The following is a 2,015-nucleotide window of genomic DNA, read 5'->3' on the forward strand; positions in this document are numbered from 1 at the left end:
GCCGACAAATCGCAAACAGGACAGCCGAAGCGTCAGTCAGTCGGTGGGTCAGACCCGCTGGCAACATCGCCACGAACATCATCACTGTCAGTCGGCGACCACCCGCACCGCGCCCGGCGCGTACTCGCGCTGGCGCACCACCCGGTACCAGCCCTTGGGCAGCGGGATCGCCGCGTGCTCCTCGTGCACGACCCGCCCGCCCTCGGGCAGGTGCAGCCAGCCGGCACCGAACGGCCCGGCCTCTCGGCGCAGCGCCCCCGGCCCGACGACGGCGTGCGCGTGGCCGGTGACCTCGCCGAGGGCGAGCACCATCCGGCCGCGGGCGTCCCGCGGCTGCACGGCCAGCCCGGCCACCCGCGCCGGCACGGCGGCCTCCCCGACCGGCACGATCAGCACGTCACCCTGGCGGTACATCGGCTCTCCTCCCCCACTGCACGACGGACACCGGCGAACGCCGGAACCCGAGGCTCCACCGTCACTCTCCGGAGCCACAACCGGAACATAGGGCAAGGGTCTGACATCGACGCGCTCGCACAGGACGCAGCGGGCCGGGACGTGTTCGGCGGGATCGGCTCCCACCCTGTGGTGATCGGCCATGACGGCGACCACCTTGGGGGCTCCGAGCGCCCCCGGCCGGCCGGATGCACGAAGGCCCGTCCACCCCGCTGCCTGCCGGGGGACGGGCCTTCCTTCGCTCAGTTGCCCTGTGCGTTCTCGCGGCGGCGTGCCACGACCATGAATCTGCGGTGCTGGATGCGCATCGGAACCTCACGGGAGAATTCGGACGGAACTCGTCGAAACGTGAAATCGCCTACGCGAGAGGCCATTTCCGGCGCAGCGGAACCGGTGCTTCGCCCCCCGACGAACAGCGATCGCGGCATCCTGACCGGATGGTTCCGGCCCCCGGCGGCCGGGGCCCGCGCGCTCACGGGTGCCCCCGCTGCGGCGGATTGTCGGACCCGACTGGTAGACACGTGTTCGGCCCGACACCCGAGGAGCAGCGCCATGACCGTCAACGACCACATCGAGGAGTTCCACGGCCTCCCCGTCTTCGACTTCGCCAAGGCGGTCGAGCGGGAGGAGGCGGCCGCCGGAACGCTGCCGCAGGCCACCGCGGTGGCGTGGAAGGTCGGTCTGGACTACGACTCCGAGGGCACCTTCGGCGAGCGGTGGCAGCGGTTCCTCGACACCGTCGACACCGCCCGGGTCACGGCCGTCGTGATCGGCCAGTGGTTCACCGAAGGCCCCGAGCCGTTCAGCGACGACGCGCTGGCCGCGATCACCGGCTCGGCCCACCGGCTGCCCGCCCTGCGCGCGCTGTTCGTCGGGGACATCACCTACGAGGAGAGCGAGATCTCCTGGCTGGAGATGTGCGACGTCACCCCGTTGCTGACGGCCTTCCCCCGGCTCACCGAGCTGGTGGTGCGCGGCGGCACGGACCTCGAACTGGAGCCGGTGCGCCACGAGGCGCTCACCGCGCTGCGCTTCGAGGCGGGCGGCCTGCCCGTCGAGGTCGTCCGCGCCGTCGCCGCCTGCGAACTGCCCGCGCTGGAGCGGCTGGAGCTGTGGCTCGGCGTCGAGAACTACGGCGGCGACGCCACACTCGACGACCTCGCGCCCTTCCTCGACGGCTCGCGCTTCCCCGCGCTGCGCCACCTCGGCCTGCAGAACAGCGAGTTCCAGGACGACATCGCCGCCGCCGTGGCCCACGCGCCGGTCGTGGCCCGGCTCGCATCGCTCAGCCTGTCGATGGGCGGCCTCTCCGACCAGGGCGCGGGCGCGCTGCTGGAGGGCCAGCCGCTCACCCACCTCCACGCCCTCGACCTGCACCACCACTACCTCACCGACGAGATGCAGCAGCGCCTGCGCCAGACCCTCCCCGACGTCGAGATCGACCTCTCCGGCGGCGGCGACCCGGGCGGCCGCCGGCGCTACGTCGCCGTGGCCGAATAGCCCCGGCCGAGCAGCCGTCACCACCACCCTCCACCACCCGACCCCGCCAGGAGCGGACGTGA

2 protein-coding genes are annotated in these 2,015 nt (G+C 72.6%); one reads left to right on the forward strand and one right to left on the reverse strand.

Annotated elements, in window-relative coordinates:
* Nucleotides 1–87: 87 nt before the first annotated feature.
* Nucleotides 88–414 (reverse strand): hypothetical protein, encoded by a 327-nt coding sequence (locus tag ACFV4F_RS40055; RefSeq protein ID WP_380447466.1) that lies wholly within the window; start codon nt 412–414, stop codon nt 88–90.
* Nucleotides 415–1,005: 591 nt separating this feature from the next.
* Here ACFV4F_RS40055 and ACFV4F_RS40060 point away from each other — a divergent pair.
* A complete protein-coding gene (locus tag ACFV4F_RS40060) occupies nt 1,006–1,953 on the forward strand; it encodes an STM4015 family protein (protein WP_380510369.1) in 948 nt (315 codons plus the stop codon).
* The last annotated feature ends 62 nt before the right edge of the window (nt 1,954–2,015 follow it).

This window comes from Kitasatospora sp. NPDC059722, from assembly GCF_042733235.1.
GTDB lineage: Bacteria > Actinomycetota > Actinomycetes > Streptomycetales > Streptomycetaceae > Kitasatospora.